General features: G+C 64.9%; 17 protein-coding genes. 7 read left to right on the forward strand and 10 right to left on the reverse strand.

Annotated elements, in window-relative coordinates; genetic code table 11:
* Positions 1-5: 5 nt before the first annotated feature.
* The gene (locus ACS13N_RS03300; protein WP_438930340.1) at positions 6-788 is read right to left on the reverse strand and encodes a glycosyltransferase family 25 protein; all 783 of its coding nucleotides are present in this window, start codon (positions 786-788) and stop codon (positions 6-8) included.
* A 290-nt stretch (positions 789-1,078) separates the two neighbouring features.
* On the opposite strand from ACS13N_RS03300, the gene msbA reads away from it, so the two are divergent.
* Positions 1,079-2,746, forward strand: coding sequence for a lipid A export permease/ATP-binding protein MsbA (gene msbA / locus ACS13N_RS03305; RefSeq protein WP_438930605.1), 1,668 nt, complete (start codon positions 1,079-1,081; stop codon positions 2,744-2,746).
* Between the two features lie 52 nt (positions 2,747-2,798).
* A complete protein-coding gene (locus ACS13N_RS03310; protein ID WP_438930341.1) occupies positions 2,799-3,395 on the forward strand; it encodes a peroxidase-related enzyme in 597 nt (198 codons plus the stop codon).
* A 6-nt stretch (positions 3,396-3,401) separates the two neighbouring features.
* On the opposite strand, the gene ACS13N_RS03315 is transcribed toward ACS13N_RS03310, so the two are convergent.
* Positions 3,402-4,301: a LysR family transcriptional regulator gene (locus tag ACS13N_RS03315; protein ID WP_438930342.1), complete on the reverse strand. Its 900-nt coding sequence runs from the start codon at positions 4,299-4,301 to the stop codon at positions 3,402-3,404.
* A 101-nt stretch (positions 4,302-4,402) separates the two neighbouring features.
* Here ACS13N_RS03315 and mdlC point away from each other — a divergent pair, with 101 nt between their 5' ends.
* The 4 genes from mdlC to ACS13N_RS03335 all read left to right on the forward strand — a co-directional run bounded on the left by mdlC (position 4,403) and on the right by ACS13N_RS03335 (position 9,993).
* The gene (gene mdlC, locus ACS13N_RS03320) at positions 4,403-5,992 is read left to right on the forward strand and encodes a benzoylformate decarboxylase (RefSeq protein ID WP_438930343.1); all 1,590 of its coding nucleotides are present in this window, start codon (positions 4,403-4,405) and stop codon (positions 5,990-5,992) included.
* Positions 5,992-7,476: an aldehyde dehydrogenase gene (locus ACS13N_RS03325; RefSeq protein WP_438930344.1), complete on the forward strand. Its 1,485-nt coding sequence runs from the start codon at positions 5,992-5,994 to the stop codon at positions 7,474-7,476. The genes mdlC and ACS13N_RS03325 overlap by 1 nt, the downstream gene beginning before the upstream one ends.
* Before the next feature lie 7 nt (positions 7,477-7,483).
* Positions 7,484-8,419: a ketopantoate reductase family protein gene (locus tag ACS13N_RS03330; RefSeq protein WP_438930345.1), complete on the forward strand. Its 936-nt coding sequence runs from the start codon at positions 7,484-7,486 to the stop codon at positions 8,417-8,419.
* A gap of 182 nt (positions 8,420-8,601) precedes the next feature.
* Complete coding sequence (locus ACS13N_RS03335) at positions 8,602-9,993, forward strand: MFS transporter (protein ID WP_438930346.1); 1,392 nt, start codon at positions 8,602-8,604, stop codon at positions 9,991-9,993.
* Between the two features lie 24 nt (positions 9,994-10,017).
* Here the strand turns inward: ACS13N_RS03335 and rng are convergent, their stop codons facing one another.
* From rng to ACS13N_RS03375, 8 genes are all read right to left on the reverse strand, one after another.
* On the reverse strand, positions 10,018-11,487 hold the full coding sequence (gene rng / locus ACS13N_RS03340) for a ribonuclease G (RefSeq protein WP_438930347.1): 1,470 nt from the start codon (positions 11,485-11,487) through the stop codon (positions 10,018-10,020).
* Positions 11,488-11,610: 123 nt separating this feature from the next.
* On the reverse strand, positions 11,611-12,234 hold the full coding sequence (locus ACS13N_RS03345) for a Maf family protein (protein WP_438930348.1): 624 nt from the start codon (positions 12,232-12,234) through the stop codon (positions 11,611-11,613).
* Complete coding sequence (gene rlmH, locus ACS13N_RS03350) at positions 12,231-12,701, reverse strand: 23S rRNA (pseudouridine(1915)-N(3))-methyltransferase RlmH (protein WP_027680941.1); 471 nt, start codon at positions 12,699-12,701, stop codon at positions 12,231-12,233. The genes ACS13N_RS03345 and rlmH overlap by 4 nt, the downstream gene beginning before the upstream one ends.
* A 21-nt stretch (positions 12,702-12,722) precedes the next feature.
* Positions 12,723-13,364: a ribosome silencing factor gene (gene rsfS, locus ACS13N_RS03355; protein ID WP_438930349.1), complete on the reverse strand. Its 642-nt coding sequence runs from the start codon at positions 13,362-13,364 to the stop codon at positions 12,723-12,725.
* 64 nt (positions 13,365-13,428) lie between these two features.
* A complete protein-coding gene (locus tag ACS13N_RS03360) occupies positions 13,429-14,139 on the reverse strand; it encodes a nicotinate-nucleotide adenylyltransferase (RefSeq protein ID WP_438930350.1) in 711 nt (236 codons plus the stop codon).
* Positions 14,136-15,044, reverse strand: a complete 909-nt coding sequence (hemF, locus tag ACS13N_RS03365) for an oxygen-dependent coproporphyrinogen oxidase (RefSeq protein WP_438930351.1) — start codon at positions 15,042-15,044, stop codon at positions 14,136-14,138. Before hemF ends, ACS13N_RS03360 begins: the two co-directional genes overlap by 4 nt.
* Before the next feature lie 149 nt (positions 15,045-15,193).
* On the reverse strand, positions 15,194-16,462 hold the full coding sequence (purD, locus tag ACS13N_RS03370; protein ID WP_438930352.1) for a phosphoribosylamine--glycine ligase: 1,269 nt from the start codon (positions 16,460-16,462) through the stop codon (positions 15,194-15,196).
* An 84-nt stretch (positions 16,463-16,546) separates the two neighbouring features.
* Complete coding sequence (locus ACS13N_RS03375; RefSeq protein ID WP_064802317.1) at positions 16,547-17,272, reverse strand: YebC/PmpR family DNA-binding transcriptional regulator; 726 nt, start codon at positions 17,270-17,272, stop codon at positions 16,547-16,549.
* A gap of 183 nt (positions 17,273-17,455) precedes the next feature.
* On the opposite strand from ACS13N_RS03375, the gene ACS13N_RS03380 reads away from it, so the two are divergent.
* Positions 17,456-19,033, forward strand: a complete 1,578-nt coding sequence (locus tag ACS13N_RS03380; RefSeq protein ID WP_438930353.1) for a helicase HerA-like C-terminal domain-containing protein — start codon at positions 17,456-17,458, stop codon at positions 19,031-19,033.
* Positions 19,034-19,169: the final 136 nt, after the last annotated feature.

Here is a 19,169-nt window from a genome sequence, read left to right on the forward strand (position 1 = left end):
GGCGCTCACCACGTCTTCTTCTGCTTGGCGATCCCGCGGAACGGCCGCACGAAGATCTGATACAGGAACTTGTGCACGAAGATCAGGTGAAGGCGGTGGCTGAGCCATCGCTCCTCATCGGCTTCGCGGCTCTTGATGGCGCGATCGGCTTCCAGGTTGGAGCCGCTGTCGAAATCCTGCACGCTGATCACGTACGGCACGACCGCGCGCATCTGCACGATGCCTTCGCGCTCGAACTTGTGCCAGTAGTCGGCCGCCAGCCACACGGGGTAGAGCTGTTCGACCATGCGTTTGGCCGCTGCGCGCGTAACGAAATAGCCGTGCGCCAACCACTGGTAGTTCGCCAGCTTTACCACGTCGTGGCTGGCATCGAGCGGCTTTGCGCTGCGTTTGTAGTAACGGTTGATATACGTGAGCAGCGTCACCACGGGCTCGTCCGGTGAGACCTGCTGTACCAGTGCATCGAGTACCGCAGGTACGTCCGGCCCGAGTTTCGCGTCATCCTCCAGGATGAGCGCGTAGGGCAGATCCTGTTCCAGCATCGCGCGGTAGACGCCCAGGTGGCTCAGGGCGCAGCCGACTTCGCCGACGGTCAGTTCGCGGCTTTCGGCTACGGCGCGGGTGTGATCGTAGTGGCGCGCCAGCTGGTCGGCCGGGAGTGCTTTGCCGTACACGCCGGGAAAGCGCGTGTGCGGCAGGCCAAGTGCGTCGAGTTGACCTTCGAGCGCTTCGCGTCGGCTGACGTCATGCTCGAGGTTGATGAAGAACGTGGGAACGCGCGAACTCATGCGGAGGAATCAGGTGACGCGGCAATGGCGCCTTGGCTGTGGATTGTGCTGCCAGGATGGGCCGAAACAGACGATTGCCGTAAAATGCCGGGTCGCCCATCCGTTGGATGGCAGGCGCGCCGTGCACATGTTGTCGGCAGTGCCCGTTGCAATGCGGTGCAATCTGCCCACCCTTATTTGAAAACGCCGTGAGTATACAAGCAAAGTCTGACCATCAAGACCCCTCCAAGCCGTTGCTCAAGCGCTTGTGGACGTACCTGCGTCCTGAGCTCACCGCGTTCATTCTGTCTATGGTTGCCATGGGCGTGGTGGCGGCCACGGAAGGGATCATCCCCAAGGTCGTGAAAGACCTGCTGGACCAGGGTTTTGGCGGTGAATACGCCGGCAAGCTGTGGCAGGTGCCGGCCATGCTGGTAGGCATTGCCGTGGTGCGCGGCGTGGCGCAGTTTGCATCCACGTACCTGCTGAGCCTGGTGTCGAACAAGGTGCTGCTGAACCTGCGCGTGAAGATGTTCGAGCGGCTGCTGCAGGCGCCGGCGTCGTACTACCAGCAGAACACGGCGGCGTCGATCATCAACGCGGTGATCTTCGAGGTAAACCAGGTCCTGCAGGTGCTGACCGGCGTGTTCATCACGATGGTGCGCGACTCGATGACGGTGCTGGCGCTGCTGGTCTTCCTCTTCTATACCAACTGGCGCCTGACGCTGGTGGTTGCGGTGATCCTGCCAATCATCGGCCTGCTGATGTCGCGTATCAACCGCCGCCTGCGCTCGCTCAACCGCGAGAGCCAGAACCTGACCAACCAGGCTGCCTACGTGGTGGAAGAGGCCGTCGGTGGTTACAAGGTCGTCAAGCTGCACGGCGGCGAGGCTTACGAATCGCTGCGCTTCAACGCCATGACCAATCGCCTGCGCAGCTATGCCATGCGCGTGGCCGTGGCCGGTGGCCTGAATCAACCGGTGACGCAGTTCCTGGCGGCGCTGGCGCTGTCCATCATCCTGGCGATCGCCATGATGCAGGCGCAGGCCAACCAGACGACGGTCGGTGGCTTTACCGGTTTTGTGATGGCGATGCTGCTGCTGATCTCGCCGCTCAAGCACCTGACGGACGTGAATCAACCCCTGCAGCGTGGCCTGACTGCCGCCGAGTTCATCTTCGGTCTGATCGATACGCCGATCGAGCCCCAGGAGGGCGGCAAGCACATCGACCGCGCCCGCGGCGACATCCGCTTCGATCGTGTGACCTTCCGCTACGGCGCGGATGGCAAGGCCGCGCTCGACAATGTTGACCTACATGTGAAGCCAGGTGAAGTGGTTGCGCTTGTTGGCCCCTCCGGCAGCGGCAAGACCACGTTGGTGAACCTGATGCCGCGCTTCTTTGATCCGACCTCGGGCACGATCTCGCTCGACGGCGACGCGCTGGCTGACCTGTCGCTGCAGGATCTGCGTCGCCAGATCGCCTTCGTGAGCCAGGACGTGGTGCTGTTCAACGACACCATCGCCGCCAACGTGGCGTATGGCGCGCGTGACGCATCCGAGATCGACATGGCGCGCGTGCGTCGTGCACTGGAAGCCGCTTACTTGACGGACATGGTGGATAACCTGCCGGAAGGCATTGACACCAACATCGGCGATAACGGCTCGAAGCTGTCTGGCGGCCAGCGCCAGCGCTTGGCGATTGCGCGCGCCATCTACAAAGACGCGCCGATCCTGATCCTGGATGAAGCGACGTCCGCATTGGACTCGGAATCCGAGCGCCAGGTGCAGGCTGCGCTCGAACGGTTGATGGAAGGCCGCACGACGCTGGTGATCGCACACCGCCTGTCGACCATCGAAAACGCTGACCGCATCATCGTGCTGGAGCACGGCAAGATTGCCGAGGCCGGCACGCACCGTGAACTCATCGACCGCGATGGGTTGTATGCTGGACTGCATCGCATCCAGTTCGCCACTCAGTAAGCAGTTCACTTCCGGGCGGCGTGCTCGTGATGCTCACACCAAAGGAGACATCATGACGACCACCACGCCGCCCATCAGCCGGTTCCCCGTTCCTGAACTGGCCGATATTCCCGAAGACATCCGTGCGCGCATCCTCGAGGTGCAGGAGAAGACCGGCTTTGTGCCGAACGTCTTCCTTGCGCTGTCGCACCGGCCCGACGAGTGCCGCGCGTTCTTTGCCTACCACGATGCACTCATGCTGCGCGAAGGCAGCAGCCTGACCAAGGGTGAGCGCGAGATGATCGTGGTGGCCACGTCCGGCGCCAACCAGTGCCTGTATTGCGTGGTTGCGCACGGTGCCATCCTGCGCATCTACGAGAAGAATCCGCTGGTGGCCGATCAGGTTGCCGTCAACCACCGCAAGGCCGACATCACCGCGCGCCAACGCGCCATGCTCGACTTTGCGATGAAGGTTTGCACCGCCTCGCACACGGTCAATGAAGCCGACTACGACGCATTGCGGGTGCATGGCTTTGACGATGAGGACATCTGGGACATCGCCGGCATCACGGCCTTCTTCGGCTTGTCGAACCGCATGGCGAACGTGATTTCGATGCGGCCGAACGAAGAGTTCTTCCTGATGGGGCGTCTGCCGCGCGAGAAGAAATAGGCAGCGCTAGGCCGTCAGTTCGCGCAATGCTTCGAGCAGCTTGACGGCGGGGCTGGGCAGGATGCCGTGGCGGCGCCGAAACGCGGTAAGCGTGCGGCGCGCCGCCAGCCCGGGAATCTGCAGCGGTTCGATTACACCGGCGCGGCGTTCGGCGTCGATCATCGGCTCGGCCATCCAGCTCAGGAAGCCCGAGCGTGCCACCAGGCTCTTGAGCGCCGTGACCGAGCGTGTTTCCACCACGATGTTGGGCAGCCCCAGGCCGGCTGCCTCGAACACCTGCCGCATGTGCTCGTACGGGCCGGTGCCGCGCGGCGGGATGGCCCATGGCGCAGACATCGTATCGGCGAGTGTCAGGGCAGGGCGCTTGCGCAACGGGTGCTCCGGCGACGCGACCACGAAACTCGCGTCTTCCCAGCGGCAGTCGGCAATCGCGATGATCTCGTCTGTATCTGGCATCGCCATGGAGAGCGCGAGGTCGATCTCGTGCTTGACCAGTCCCTCGGCCAGCCGGTCCCACACGCCTTCCAGAATCTCCACACGCAGGTTCGGCCAGCGGGCCACCACCGTGCCGACCGCCAGCGGCAGGACGTAGCTCGCGATGCTGCCCACCGCGCCCACGCGGATGGTGCCCTTGGCGAGCCCGCGCATCGCATCGATCTCTTCACGTGCGTAATCGGCCTCGCGCTGCAGCAGTGTGGCGTGCGGCAGCAGCGCCTCTCCGATGACGGTGAGCTGCATGCCCTTGGAGTGCCGCTCGAACAGCGGCGCACCGACCTCGTCCTCCAGCCGCTTGATGATGCGGCTAAGCGCCGGCTGGGTGACGTGCAGGACCTCTGCCGCGCGCCCGAGGCTGCCGGCCGAGACGATGGTGGTGAAGGCGCGCAATTGGCGCAGATCGAAAGGCATGCAAAAAGGTAATGACTTTCTCCTAAAAATTCAATATCGCGCAAGGTGGGCGACTCCCATACTGAGCGGCCAATGCAAGGCGAAACATAAGGAGACGCTGCATGACCCGCACTTCGCTCGCGCTTGTCACGGTGCGCGACGCCACGATCGAGCTGCTTCGCCGGCTTGGCATGACCCACGTGTTCGGCAATCCGGGTTCGACCGAGCTGCCGATGTTCCGCGACTTTCCGGAAGACTTCCGTTACATCCTTGGCCTGCAGGAGGCCGTGGTGGTCGGCATGGCCGATGGCTACGCGCAGGCGACTGGCAACGCCGCGCTGGTGAACCTGCATTCGGCGGCCGGTGTCGGCAACGCGATGGGCAACATCTTCACGGCCTTCAAGAACCGCACACCGATGGTGATCACCGCAGGGCAGCAAGCGCGGTCCATCCTGCCGTTCGATCCGTTTCTCGCCTCCAATCAGGCGACCGAGCTGCCCAAGCCGTACGTCAAATGGAGCATCGAGCCGGCACGTGCGCAGGACGTGCCGCTGGCGCTGGCCCGCGCGTATCACGTCGCCATGCAGGAGCCGCGCGGGCCTGTGCTGGTGTCGATCCCCGTTGATGACTGGGATCAACTGACCGAGCCTGTCGCCGTGCATGAAGTGGCGTACGCGGTGCGGCCTGATCCCGCAACGCTCGCGCGCATTGGTGACGCGCTGGATGCGGCGCAGCGGCCGGCGTTTGTCGTGGGCGCAGCAGTGGACCGGGCAGGCGCCTGGGATGCCGTTGTGCAGTTGGCCGAGGCGCATAACGCACGCGTGTTCACAGCGCCAATGGCGGGGCGTGGCGCCTTTCCGGAAGACCACCGTCTATTCGCCGGTTTCCTCCCGGCCATGCGCGGAAAAATTGTCGCGCTGCTGCAGGGGCACGACGTGGTGTTCGCGCTTGGCGCGCCGGCGTTCACGTATCACGTGGAAGGGCACGGGCCGCACGTGCCGGTGGGTGCCAGGCTTGTACAACTGGTCGATGATCCAGCCACGGCTTCGTGGACGCCCGAGGGCATCTCGGCAGTCGGCAACATCCGCCTCGGTGTGCAGGACTTGCTCGCAAGGCCCGCGCCTCCCGCTCGGCCGCTGCCGGCACCCCGCGTCAAATCGCCGCGAGCGGAGCCGACGTCTCCCATGTCAACCGCCTTCGTTCTGCAGGCGCTCGATGCCGTGCGCGGCGAAGCAGACATCGTCGTTGAAGAGGCACCCAGTGCGCGTTCCGTCATGCAGGCGTATCTGCCGATGCGTCGCGCGGGGGCTTTCTACACCATGGATAGCGGGGGATTGGGCTACGGCATGCCTGCCGCTGTGGGTGTGGCGCTCGCCAAGCCGGGTACGCGTGTGATCGGCCTGATTGGCGATGGATCGAGCATGTATTCCATCCAGGCGCTGTGGAGCGCATCGCTGCTCAAATTGCCCATGACGTTCGTGATCCTGAACAACCGTCGCTATGCTGCCCTGCAGGATTTTGCGCCGGTATTCGGCTTCGCACCCAATGACCCAGTGCAGGGCACGGACCTGCACGGCATCGACTTCGTCGGGTTGGCCCGCGCCATGGGCTGTGCCGGCGAGCGCGTGACCGACCCTCAAATGCTTGAGGTCACGCTGCGCACCGCGCTGCAATCCACCGGACCAACTTTGATTGAAGTGGAGATTGCCTGATGACGAACACGAATGTCGCCCCGCTGGAGGGGACGCAAATCATCTCGATGCTGATCAACGGCGAGCGCGTGCAAGCCGGCAATGGCGCGGTTTTCGAGCGTCGCAACCCGCTGGATGGTTCTGTCGCAACGCGCGCGCCGGCGGCCACGGTGGAGGATGCACGCCGCGCTGTCGATGCCGCTGCTGCGGTGTTCCCCGGCTGGGCTGCCATGGGGCCGACTGAGCGTCGCGCGTTGCTGATGCGCGCTGCACAGGCGCTCGAAGCCAAGGGTGCAGCGTTTGCCGCTGCCATGGCTGCGGAGACTGGCGCCTCCGTATTGTGGGCAGGCTTCAACGTGCACCTTGCCGCCAGCGGCTTGCAGGAGGCGGCTGCCATGGTCACGCAGATCGCCGGCGAGATCATCCCCTCCGACGTGCCTGGCAGCCTTGCGATGGGGGTGCGTCAGCCTGCGGGCGTGGTGCTCGGCATTGCGCCGTGGAACGCACCGGTCATCCTGGCCGTGCGTGCGATCGCGCTGCCGCTGGCGTGCGGCAATACCGTCGTGCTCAAGGGCTCGGAGATATCGCCTGCCACGCACGGACTCATCATCGAAGCGTTGCAGGAAGCGGGGCTGCCCAGGGGCGTCGTCAACTTCGTGACGAACGCGCCAGCCGATGCCGGCGCCATCGTGGAAGCGATGATTGCGCACCCGGCAGTGCGGCGTGTCAACTTCACGGGCTCGACGCGCGTGGGACGCATCATCGCGCAGACGTGTGCAACGTATTTGAAGCCTGCCGTGCTGGAACTGGGCGGCAAAGCGCCGCTGCTGGTGCTGGCCGATGCGGACATTGATGCTGCGGTGGACGGCGCAGCGTTCGGTGCGTTCGCCAACTCGGGCCAGATCTGCATGTCCACCGAACGCATCATCGTCGATGAGGCCATCGCCGATGCGTTTGTCACCAAGTTGGCCGCCAAGGCCGCTTCGCTGCCGCTGGGGGATCCGCGCAAGGGGCCGGCGGTGCTCGGCTCGGTGGTCGACATGAGCACGGTCGAACGCTGCAATCACCTGATCGACGATGCGCTCGCCAAGGGCGCGAAGCTGCTGTGCGGCGGCAAGGCCACCAGCACGTTGATGCCCGCCACGCTGCTCGATCACGTCACGCCCGACATGCTGATCTACGCAGAAGAGTCGTTTGGTCCGGTCAAGGGCATCGTGCGTGTGAGCGGTGATGATGCTGCCATCGCGTGCGCCAACGACAATGCATACGGCCTGTCGTCCGCCGTCTTCAGCCGCGACGTGGCGCGTGCCATGAACGTGGCACGTCGTGTCGAATCCGGCATCTGCCACATCAACGGTCCGACCGTGCATGACGAAGCGCAGATGCCGTTTGGTGGCGTCAAGGCGAGCGGCTTCGGGCGTTTTGGTGGCAGTGCGGGCGTGGCCGAGTTCACTGAGTTGCGGTGGATGACAGTGCAGACCACGCCGCGTCACTATCCGTTCTGAGATGCGCATGAAGATTGCCATTCTTGGTGCGGGCGCCATGGGCTCGCTGTTCGGTGGGGTGCTGGCGGAAACGGGCGAGCAGGTCACGCTGCTCGATATCAACGACGCGCACCTCGGTGCGATTGCCACTCACGGCTTGCGACTGGAAACCGGTGCGGGCGACCGTTGCGTGCGCAACTTGCAGGTGCTTCGCCCGAGCCAGGCAACGCAGGTGCCGGATCTGCTGATCGTCTTCACGAAGGCAATGCATACGCGTGCCGCACTGGCGAGTGTGCGCCAACTCATCGGGCCGTCTACTTATGTGCTGACGTTGCAGAACGGTCTGGGCAACGTGGAGGCGCTAGGCTCGGTGGTGCTGCAGGAACGCATCCTCGTTGGCGTGACGACGTGGCCAGCGGATCTGGCGGGGCCCGGTCACGTGCGCTCGCATGGCGCCGGTGTGATCCGCATGATGACGGCGGACGGCGCCGATCGGCCGATGCTGGAACGAGTCGTACATGCATTGTCCGACGCGGGCTTGCAGTGCCGGGTGGACGCCAACGTATGGGGCGCCGTCTGGGAGAAGGTCGCCTTCAATGCGGCACTCAATCCGCTGTGCACGGTGCTCAACCGCCCAGTCGATGCGCTGGGTGCGGTGGAGGACGGGCCGGCACTCGCTCTGACCATCGTTGAAGAGGTGCTGGCGGTGGCCCGCGCGAGCGGTGTCAGCGTCGATGCCGTCAAGGTAAGCGACAACGTGCGCCATGCCATCGTCGCGCATCGCGGGCATAAGCCGTCGATGCTGCAGGACGTACTTGCAGGACGCCCGACGGAGATCGAGTCGATCAACGGGGCCGTGATTGTGGCGGCGCGCCGCCATGGCGTGCGCGTGCCACACACCGAGACGCTGATGCAGTTGGTGCGACTGGTGCAAGCGCAACCCACGCATCCGCAAACACCCTAGTTGAACAGGAGGCGGGTCCGCCTATATTGTTAACATGTTAAATAAATGGCGCGCAGACGCCAGCCCAATGGAGACAACCACATGCTGTGCTGCTTCAGACTGGCGGGCGCGTCTAGCGCGCTTGCACAGGCGTACGCGACGGATTGGCCCTGCGGCCGTTCAACCTCCGAAGGGAGGCCGACATGAGCCAGGATCGCGCGCCCATCGACATCGGCAGTGTCCTGGACGATGGGCCATTCTCATTTGCCCAGAAGGCCGCCGTGCTGCTTGCGGCGTTTGCCATCGTCATGGATGGATTTGATGGCCAGCTGATCGGCTTTGCCATCCCCGTGCTCATCAAGGAGTGGGGCATCACGCGTAACGCATTTGCGCCGGCGGTGGCGGCCGGGTTGATCGGCATGGGCATCGGCAGCGCGCTGGCCGGCTTGTTTGCCGATCGCTTCGGACGACGCTGGGCCCTGATCGGCAGCGTGTTCGTGTTTGGTGTGGCGACCTGCATGATCGGCTTCGCACCCAACGTGGCGACGATCGCCGCGCTGCGCTTCATTGCGGGCCTGGGCATTGGCGGCGCATTGCCAAGCTCGACGACGATGACGGCGGAGTTCACACCGGCCCGGCGTCGCACGCTGGCCGTGACCGCCACCATCGTGTGCGTGCCCCTGGGCGGCATGCTGGCGGGGATGTTTGCCGGCCATGTGCTGCCAATCTACGGATGGCGCGGGTTGTTCTGGATTGGCGGCGCGTTGCCGCTGGTACTCGGCTTCGTGCTCGTTGCCGCGCTGCCGGAGTCGCCTCGGTTCCTGGCGCGTCGCCAGTCACACTGGACGCAATTGGCGAAGCTGCTGACGCGTATGGAGCGCACCACGCCGGCAGATGCCACGTTTATCGATTTAGCCGGCCAGAAAGTCATCCAGCACGCGGGCTTCCGCTCGCTCTTTGCACCGGGGCAGGCGCGTGACACGGTGGCGCTGTGGGCGGCGTTCTTCATGTGCCTGCTGGCGGTGTATGCGGCGTTCAGCTGGTTGCCGACCATGCTGGCCTCGGAGGGGTTGAGTGTGGCCGTGGCGGGGCAAGGTTTGACGGCCTACAACCTGGGTGGCGTGATTGGCGCGCTTGTATGTGCTGTGGCGATTGCGCGTTGGGGTTCGCGCTGGCCCATGGCACTGTGCTGCATCGGCGCCGCGCTGAGCGCGTTCGCCATGCAGGGGGTGGATGCCCGGCAGAGCACGCAATTGTTGATCGTCGGCTTGGGCTTGCATGGCCTGTTCGTCAACGCGGTGCAGTCGACGATGTATGCGTTATGCGCGTTCGTCTACCCGACGGCAGTGCGCGCTACCGGCACTGCCTCAGCCGTGGCGTTCGGGCGTCTGGGCGCGATCTTGAGCGCGTTCGCCGGTGCCATGGTCATCACGGCAGGTGGTTCGAGCGCTTACCTGGCAATGCTGGGGATCGCCATGCTGGTGGTGCTGGGCGCATTGCTGGTGATGCGGGAGCAGATTCCACGGTTGACCGCGCGCGCCACCCATATGGTTACCGCCGCACCGGTGCCGCACGGCAGCCCCGCCAAACCGTAGCGGTCGTGCTCGCTTTGGGCAGTGCTACATCAAGATGATGTCGTACTGCTCCTGGCTGGCCGCCGAAGATTCCACTTGCAGAGAGATCGGCTTGCCGATGAAGTCCCCCAGCATCGCAAGGTGCTGGCTCTCTTCTTCCAGGAACAGGTCGATCACCGACTGCGACGCGAGGATGCGGAACTCGCGCGGATTGAACTGCCGCGACTCGCGCATGATCTCGCGCAGAATGTCGTAGCACACCGTGCGCGGCGTCTTCACCTGCCCCTTGCCCTGGCACACCGGGCACTGCTCGCACAGCACGTGCGCCAGCGATTCCCGCGTACGTTTGCGCGTCATCTCCACCAACCCAAGCTGCGAGAAGCTGTTGACCGTGATGCGTGTGCGGTCACGCGACAGCGCCTTGCGCAGCTCGGCCAGCACCGCATCGCGATGCTCCGCCGACTCCATGTCGATGAAGTCGATGATGATGATGCCGCCCAGATTGCGCAGCCGCAGTTGCCGAGCGATGGTGTGCGCGGCTTCCAGGTTGGTCTTGAAGATCGTGTCGTCGAAGTTGCGCGCGCCCACGTAACCGCCGGTGTTGACGTCGATGGTCGTCATCGCCTCGGTCTGGTCGATCATCAGGTAGCCGCCCGATTTCAGATCGACCCGGCGCGATAGTGCACGCTCGACTTCTGCTTCGATGTTGTACAGGTCGAAAATCGGCCGCTCGCCGGTGTAGTGCGTCAGACGTTCGACCACGGCCGGTGTGTATTCCTGCGCAAACTCGACGAGCTTCTGATGGTTCTCGCGCGAATCGACCTGGATGCTGCGCGTTTCGTCCGTCACGAAATCACGCAGCACACGCTGGGCGAGGTTCAAGTCTTGGTACAGGATTGACGGGGCGGGCAGGGTGGTGGCGTTGTGGCGGATGGTCGCCCAGATCTTGCGCAGGTAGGCGACGTCGTTGGCGAGTTCTTCGTCGCTCGCCTCTTCGGCGATGGTGCGCACGATGAAGCCGCCGCGCTCGTCGGCTGGCACCATGGCTGTCACGCGAGCACGCAGTGCTTCGCGCTCGGCCTCGTTGCCGATCTTCTGCGAGATGCCGATGTGCGGGTCCTGCGGCAGATACACCAGCGTGCGGCCGGCAATGCTGACCTGCGTCGAGAGGCGCGCGCCCTTGGTGCCGATCGGGTCCTTGATGACCTGCACCATCAGCGCCTGGCCTTCGAAGAGCGTTTTCTCGATCGCGACCTGCGGCGTGGGCGGTGCGTCCTTGGCATCGCGCGGGTGCCAGATGTCGGCCACGTGCAGGAACGCCGCGCGCTCCAGCCCAATATCGATGAAGGCCGACTGCATGCCCGGCAGCACGCGCACCACCTTACCGAGATAGATGTTGCCAACCAGGCCGCGCGTAAGTGTGCGCTCGATGTGGAGTTCCTGAACGGCGGCTTGCTGGACGATGGCCACGCGCGTTTCTTGCGGCGTGATATTGACGAGGATGTCTTCGGACATGGGGATACCTGGAGAGCGGGTTTCAGCACCCGCCTCTGGGCTGAACAGGTTGCCCGAAGCGTGTCTTGAAACCGGCCCCCGCACGCTGTCCGGGGCGTGCGTCAGCGGCCGGTCAGGGGCGAGTTACAGCGTGATCTGCGCCTGTGCGAGCAGTGCGGCAGTCTCGAACAAGGGTAGGCCCATGATACCCGAATAGCTTCCCGAAATATGGGCCACGAAGGCGGCCGCGCGGCCCTGGATGCCGTACGCGCCAGCCTTGCCGAACGGCTCGCCGCTGGCGATGTAGCGGGCGATGTCGTTGTCGGTCAGCACGGCAAAGCGCACGTCGGAAATGGACAGCGCGTGCATGGGCGTGCCATCGGCTTTGACGACGGTGACGGCGGTCAGCACGCGGTGTTCGCGACCGGACATGCCGCGCAGCATGCGGTGGGCGTCGGCGGCGTCCGTGGGTTTACCGAGAATCTCGCCGCCCAGGCACACCGTGGTGTCGGATGTGAGGATCGGCAGGGCAGGGAGGTTGCGGGCAATGCGGCGGCGCACCGCGGCCTGCGCCTTTAATGCGCAGACACGCTGGACGTAGTCGTCGGGCGTTTCGCCGGGGAGCACAGCTTCGAGCGCTTCGGCATCCTCATCACCATCGGCCAGCAGCAGCTCGAAGCGCGTGCCGATCTGGCGCAACAACTCCTGCCGGCGCGGGCTTTGCGAGGCGAGATAGAGGTGTGGCGCGCCCGGGGCATCCATGGTCATACGCGGTGGTATGGGTGGTTCTGCGTGATGCTCCACGCGCGATAGAGCTGCTCGGCCAGCAGCACGCGCACCATGCCGTGCGGCAGCGTCAGGCTCGACAGGCGGATCAGCGTGCGAGCTTTGGCTTTGAGCGCCGGGTCGAGCCCGTCTGCGCCGCCAATCACGAAGGCGATGTCGCCGCCTTCCTGTTGCCAGCCGGTGAGGGATTCGGCGAGCGCGACTGTGGTCAGGTCCTTGCCGCGCTCATCCAGCGCGATCATGCGGCAGCCTTTGGGCAGCGCGGCTTCAATGCGCGCGGCCTCAAGCTGCATGACGGTGGCGGCGGTGCGGCTGCCCGAGCGCTGCTCGGGCTTGATCTCGCGCAGTTCGATGCGCAGCTCGGGCGGCATGCGCTTGGCGTATTCAGAGAAGCCGTCCTCGATCCAGGACGGCATCTTGTGCCCGACGGCAACGATCAACAACTGCATGGCGAGACTGCCTGCGCGAGGTTACGCCGCGCGCTTCTTGGCCGGAGCGCGCTTGGCTGCCGTCTTGGTCGCCGTTTTTGCGGCGGCTGTTTTTGCGACCTTCGTGGCGGGCTTGCCGGTGCCGGCTGCGCGCTTGGTGGCAGGCTTCTTGGCAGCGGTCTTGGCGGGAGCCTTCTTGGTCGGTGCCGCTGCCTTGGTTGGGCGCTCACCGGCCAGCGCCGGCTTGGTGGTACGACGCTTGGCCGGCGTGACCTCTTCGGCTTCGTCTTCCTCGTCGTCGTAGCCTTCGCTGGCCTTGGGCAGACCGCGCTTGCTGGTGCCGCCGAGTTCGACGCGCACCGGCTTGTCGCCCCAGATTTCTTCCAGGTTGTAGTACTGGCGCAGTTGCGGCTGGAAGATGTGGACCACGGCGTCGCCACAGTCGACCAGCACCCATTCGCCCACGTCTTCGCCTTCCACGGCGATGACGTGGCCGCCGGCTTCCTTGACGGCGTCTCGGACGGACGCGGCCAGGGCCTTGGTCTGGCGATTGGACGTGCCGCTGGCGATGACCGTGCGGTCGAACAGTTCGGTCAGGTGCGTCGTATTGAAGACCTTGATGTCTTGCGCCTTGACGTCTTCGAGCGCGTCGACGATCACGCGTTGTAGTTTGCGAATATCCATACTGAGTGAGAAGAACGTTTAAAAGGCGAGAAAAAAGGTCAAAAAAGCGCTTTGGGAAGCGCGGTCAGGCACTGACCGTGCCATTGGCACGGCGGTACAGCGAATGCGATTGGATCAGGTCGGCGACACCGGCGGGCAGGTCGGCGTCGCAGCGCGCGCCGGTGGCAAGCTGCTGGCGCAGGCGGGTGGACGACAGGTCGACGGCCAGGGTCTGGTCGATCCACATGTGACCGGCGGGTGCGCATTGTACCAATGCCGTGTCGCCTCGGCGCACATCGAGTTCATGCTGCACTGGCACATGCAAGGCGTTCAGGTCGAAACCGGGGCGCGTGGCGACGCACAGATGCACGTATTCGAACAGGTCTTGCCAGCCATGCCAGGTGTCCAGGCCGACGAGCTGGTCAGCGCCCATCAGCCACGCCATCGAGGTTTCCGGCCCGTAGACGCCGCGCAATTCGCGCACGGTGTCAATGGTGTAGCTCGGGCCGTGGCGGTCGACTTCCATGCTGCTGACGTGAACCCGGGCGCGCCCGCCGCGTACCGCCTTGGCGGCCAGTTGCGTCATGGCGAAGCGCAGCGGGGCGGGCGTGATGTCGGCGGCCTTTTGCCACGACACGCCGGTTGGAATCCACAGCAGTTCATCCAGGTCGAGCCGGGCGATGCACAGTTCGGCCAGGGCGATGTGGCCGACGTGCGGCGGATCGAACGTGCCGCCCAGCAAGCCGAGGCGATAGGGACGGTCGAGGTCGGGGCGCACGAACGTGGGAAGCGTCATACCCAATCGCGCGCCGGCAGGAAATCGGTGTAGAGCACCGCTTCCGGCGAGCCCGGTTCGGGCTGCCAGTCGTAGCGCCAGTTGGCCACGGGCGGCATCGACATCAGGATCGATTCCGCGCGGCCGCCGCTTTGCAGGCCGAACAGCGTGCCGCGGTCGAACACCAGGTTGAATTCGACATAGCGGCCACGGCGGTAGGCCTGGAAGTCGCGTTCGGTGTCGCCATAGGGCGTGGCGTGGCGTCGCTCGGCGATGGGCAGCCAGGCGGGCAGGAAGGCGTCGCCAACGGCGCGCATCATCTCGAAGCTGCGCTCGAAGCCGAGCTCAGCAAAGTCGTCGAAGAAGATGCCGCCGATGCCGCGCGCTTCCTTGCGGTGCTTCAGATAGAAGTAGTCGTCGCACCACTGCTTGAAGCGGGGATACAGCTCGTCGCCGTAGGGGGCGAGGGCGCCCTGGCAGGTGCGGTGGAAGTGCGTGGCGTCTTCGGTGAAGCCGTAGTAGGGCGTCAGGTCCATGCCGCCGCCGAACCACCAAACGGGCTCGGCATCGGGCCGCACGGCGACGAAGCAGCGCACGTTCATGTGCACCGTCGGTACGTACGGGTTGCGCGGGTGGAAGACCAGCGACACGCCCATCGCCTCGAAACCACGCCCGGCCAGTTCGGGCCGGTTGGCGGTGGCCGAGGGGGGCAGGGTGTCGCCCATCACATGCGAAAAACCGACGCCGCCGCGCTCCAGCAGCGCGCCGCCTTCCAGGATGCGGGTGCGGCCGCTGCCACGCAGGCGCTCGGTGGGCGGCTTATCCCACGCGTCGGTGGCGAAGGTGCCGCCGTCGAGTGCGCCGACAGCGGTGGTGATGCGGTCCTGTAGGTCCAGCAGGTAGGCGCGGACGGCTTGGGTATCCATCAGGTCGGGAGGGGCCGTTCGTGCGGCCGAGTCATGCGGTTGTCACCATTGTAGCGGGCGAGCCGCTTGGGGCTTGGTGGGGATCACCCTGGGTGACGGATGCCGCGCCTGCCCCCTATTGGGGGCATTGGCGCGGTCAACTAGCAGGTTTAGTGACGAATGGCACGGTGGCCAATATCGGTACGGTACTGGGCGCCGTCGAACTGGATCTGCTCGATCGCACCGTACGCGGCGCGCTGGGCGGCCTTGACGGTGTCGGCCAGGCCAACGACGCACAGCACGCGGCCGCCATTGGTGGTCAGTACGCCATCCTTGAGGGTGGTGCCGGCGTGGAAGGTCACGCTGTCTTCCGTCTCTTTCGGGATGCCGGTGATGACGTCGCCCTTGCGCGGCGTGTCCGGGTAGTTGTGGGCAGCCATCACCACACCCAGCGCGGTGCGGCGGTCCCAGTCGAGCTCCATGCCGTCGAGCTTGCCGTCGATGGCGCGGTCGAGCACGTCGTACAGGTCGGTCTTCATGCGCGCCATGATCGGCTGCGTTTCCGGGTCGCCCATGCGGCAGTTGAATTCGAGCGTCTTGGGGTTGCCTTCGGCGTCGATCATCAGGCCGGCGTACAGGAAGCCGGTGTAGGGGATGCCGTCTTTTTCCATGCCGCGGATGGTCGGCATGATGATCTCGCGCAGCGTGCGGGCGTGCAGCGTGGGCGTGACCACCGGCGCGGGCGAGTAGGCGCCCATGCCGCCCGTGTTGGGGCCGGCGTCGCCGTCGAGCAGGCGCTTGTGGTCCTGGCTGGTCGCCAGCGCCACCACGTTCTTGCCATCGCACACGACGATGAAGCTGGCTTCTTCGCCGGCCAGGAATTCTTCGATCACCACGCGCGCACCGGCGTCGCCCAGGCGGTTGTCGGCCAGCATCATGTCGATGGCGCTGTGCGCTTCTTCGGCCGTCATGGCCACCACCACGCCCTTGCCGGCAGCCAGGCCGTCGGCCTTGATGACGATGGGGGCGCCTTCCTGGTCAATGTAGGCGTGCGCTTGCGCTGCATCGCTGAAGGTCTGGTACTTGGCAGTCGGAATGCCGTGGCGATGCATGAACGCCTTGGCGAAATCCTTCGACGATTCAAGCTGTGCAGCCGCTTTGGTCGGCCCGAAGATGCGCAGACCCTTGGCGCGGAAGAGGTCGACGATGCCGGCAGCCAGCGGCGCTTCCGGGCCCACCACCGTGAAGTGGATGCCTTCGCGCTCGGCAAAGGCGGCCAGCACTTCCGGGTCCGTGATCGGCACGTTCTGCAGGCGTTTGTCGAGTGCCGTGCCGCCGTTGCCCGGCGCTACATACACCACCTGCACCTTGGGCGAGCGAGCCAGCTTCCATGCCAGGGCGTGCTCTCGACCGCCCGAACCGACCACCATCACTTTCATGCTGTACCTGCTTAAAGATTCGAAATCTGAAAAACAAAAACGGCGATCGGTTGGTTCGATCGCCGTTGTGCGCGCGTCTCGGGCTTATTCCCCGATGACCGCGTTGGTGAAGACTTCCTGCACGTCGTCCAGGTTTTCCAGGACGTCGAGCAGCTTCTGCATCTTGACCGCATCTTCGCCGGTGAACTCGACTTCGTTCTGCGGCTTCATGATGACTTCGGCCAGCTCCGCCTTAAAGCCGGCGGCTTCCAGTGCAGTCTTGACCTTGGTGAAATCATGCGGCGGGCAGATGACTTCGAGCGCGCCGTCTTCATGGGTGACGACGTCGTCGGCGCCGGCTTCGAGCGCGGCGTCCATCAGCTTGTCTTCCGGCGTGCCCGGGGCAAAGATGAACTGCCCGACGTGGTCGAACAGGAACGCCACCGAGCCGGCGACGCCCATGTTGCCGCCGTACTTGTCGAAGCCGTGGCGGACTTCAGCCACGGTGCGCGTGCGGTTGTCGGTCAGGCAGTCGACGATGATGGCGGCGCCATTGATGCCGTAGCCTTCGTAGCGGATTTCTTCGTAGTTCGCGCCTTCCAGGCCACCCACGCCGCGCTGGATGGCGCGCTGGATGTTGTCCTTGGGCATGTTGGCGTCGGTGGCCTTGTCCATGGCCAGACGCAGGCGCGGGTTGGAATCGGCATCGCCGCCGCCCAGGCGGGCCGCCACGGTGATTTCCTTGATCAGGCGCGTCCAAATCTTGCCGCGCTTGGCGTCGGCAGCGGCTTTTTTATGCTTGATATTGGCCCATTTGGAATGACCGGCCATGAAACTCTCCGAGCGGAATGCGGTGGAAATGCTGTGGAATCTGGCGCCCAGATGGCGGTTTGACGCCACCTGCACGCTCTATAATCGGTCGCAGATTTTAGCATGCTGCACACGCTCGCCGCCCCGTCCATCTGGTCGAGCCGCGGGTGTGGCATCCCCCCGATTGATCCTCGTCAGAACCTCATGACCGATCCCATCCTCGTTGCCAAGAACGCCAAAGCTGAGCTGATGCTTCTTCCCCAGCTCGCCAACCGGCATGGCTTGATCACCGGCGCCACCGGCACCGGTAAGACCGTCACCCTGCAAACCATTGCACAGGGCCTGTCGAAGATCGGCGTGCCGGTCTTCCTGGCTGATGTCAAAGGTGACCTGACCGGCATTTCGCAGCCCGGCCAGTCGAACGACAAGCTCAAGGCGCGCCTGCAGGAGCGCGGCCTGGAAGAGCCGCAATGGGCCGGCTGCCCCGTCACGCTGTGGGACGTGTACGGCGAGAAGGGCCACCCCGTGCGCGCGACCGTGTCCGACATGGGCCCGCTGATGCTGTCTCGCATGCTGGAGCTGAACGACATTCAGACCAGTGTGCTGAATCTCGTCTTCCGGATTGCAGACGACTCCGGCCTCGCGCTGCTCGACATGAAGGACCTGCGCGCGATGCTGCAGCACGTGGGCGAGCACTCGTCGGAGTACACGAACAAGTACGGCAACATCTCGTCGGCCAGCATCGGGGCCATCCAGCGCAACCTGATCGCGCTGGAAGAACAGGGCGCCGACCAGTTTTTCGGCGAGCCGATGCTCGACATCAACGACCTGATGCAGACCGTGCGCGGCCAGGGCGTCATCAACATCCTTGCGGCTGACAAGCTGCTCAACGCGCCCAAGCTGTACGCGACGTTCCTGCTGTGGATGCTCTCCGAGCTGTTCGAGCACCTGCCGGAAGTGGGCGATCTGGACAAGCCCAAGCTGGCGTTCTTCTTTGATGAGGCGCACCTGCTGTTCAACGACGCGCCGCCGTCGCTGCTGCAGAAAGTGGAGCAGGTGGTGCGGCTGATCCGCTCCAAGGGCGTGGGCGTGTACTTCGTGACGCAGAATCCATCCGACGTGCCCGACACCGTGCTCGGTCAGCTCGGCAACCGCGTGCAGCATGCATTGCGCGCCTTCACGCCGCGCGATCAGAAGGCCGTGAAGGCGGCGGCCACCACGATGCGCGCGAACCCGGAGTTCAGCATCGAACAGGCCATCGGCGAATTGGCTGTGGGCGAGGCGCTGATCTCCATGCTGGATGAAGGTGGCCGCCCGGAGATTACGGAGCGTGCGTTTGTCGTGCCGCCCGCATCGCGCATCGGACCGATCTCGGACGACGAGCGCCGTGCGCTGCTTGCCAACTCGCTGGTGGCGGGGCGCTATGACACGGCAATCGATCGCGAATCCGCCTACGAAATCCTGACCGGGCGCGTGGCGACGGGCGGGGCAGCACCTGCGCAGGCACCAGGGTCTATCGGCACGGATTTCGGTGCCTCCTCAGGTTCGGCATCCACACAGGCCCCCGCACCCGCACCCGCACCCGCACCCGCGCAAGAGGGCAGCGGTTGGCTCGGCGAGGTTGGCTCGATCCTGACCAAGGGCACGGGCCGTACCGGTCGCGGCGATTCGATCGTCGAAACGCTGGCCAAATCGGCAACACGCACGATCGGCTCGACCATCGGGCGCGAGATCGTGCGCGGCGTACTGGGCAGCATCCTGGGGGGCTCGAAGAAGCGCTGAGCTGAGCGTTTCTGACCTTCGTCAGGTAACAAGCCGTGCGCAGGATGAGACCGCCCCTGCGCTTGACCGCACGCAATACCTGGCGCGCCGGTCTCCCTAGACTACATCGGGCCGAGGCATCATCCGGTGCCGCGGC

It is taken from the genome of Ralstonia sp. 24A2 (genome assembly GCF_051783885.1).
GTDB lineage: Bacteria > Pseudomonadota > Gammaproteobacteria > Burkholderiales > Burkholderiaceae > Ralstonia.